The sequence below is a fragment of the Thermococcus sp. M36 genome (genome assembly GCF_012027355.1).
Lineage (GTDB): Archaea > Methanobacteriota_B > Thermococci > Thermococcales > Thermococcaceae > Thermococcus.
Genome location: NZ_SNUH01000187.1, coordinates 1 through 456 on the forward strand (window position 1 = coordinate 1; position 456 = coordinate 456).

Annotated in this window: 1 protein-coding gene; it reads right to left on the reverse strand. The window is 30.3% G+C overall.

All coding sequences use genetic code 11. The features are described 5' to 3' along the window. Positions 1-386: murein L,D-transpeptidase family protein (locus tag E3E36_RS11910; RefSeq protein WP_167895587.1), on the reverse strand; the 386-nt coding region annotated here is incomplete at its 3' end. Positions 387-456: the final 70 nt, after the last annotated feature.

A 456-nucleotide genomic window follows, 5' to 3' on the forward strand; every position in this document is an offset into this window, starting at 1 on the left:
CGATCTGGCAAACCATGAATTTTAATATCACCACCTGCTTGTTTATCTAATTGTTTCGCTTGTTGGCTATGAGATTCATCAGGGTAAGAAATCCCTAAATTTTTGTAACAAGTGCTATTGGCATTTTTAGAATCAATTATGAATCTTCCTTCAGGTGTTTTATAATCTCCTTCAAAAATTTTATCACCTATTGGAACCTTTCCTAAAGAAACTGTATATGTTTTGAGTAAAGTATTATTGGAATAAACAAGCATTTCTCTTTTGGATTTATAAACCACAATGCTTGTAATTCTTATGTGTTGCGGTAATACTTTTTCAGGATAGAAATAATAAATCGTTAGAGCAATTAGAAATAAAATGAGCGATATAACAATTAATTTCTTCATGTTTTATAGTAACGCAACAATCTTCTCTTGCACTGCTTTCAATTCTTCATCAGTAGCTTTCTTTTTTTGA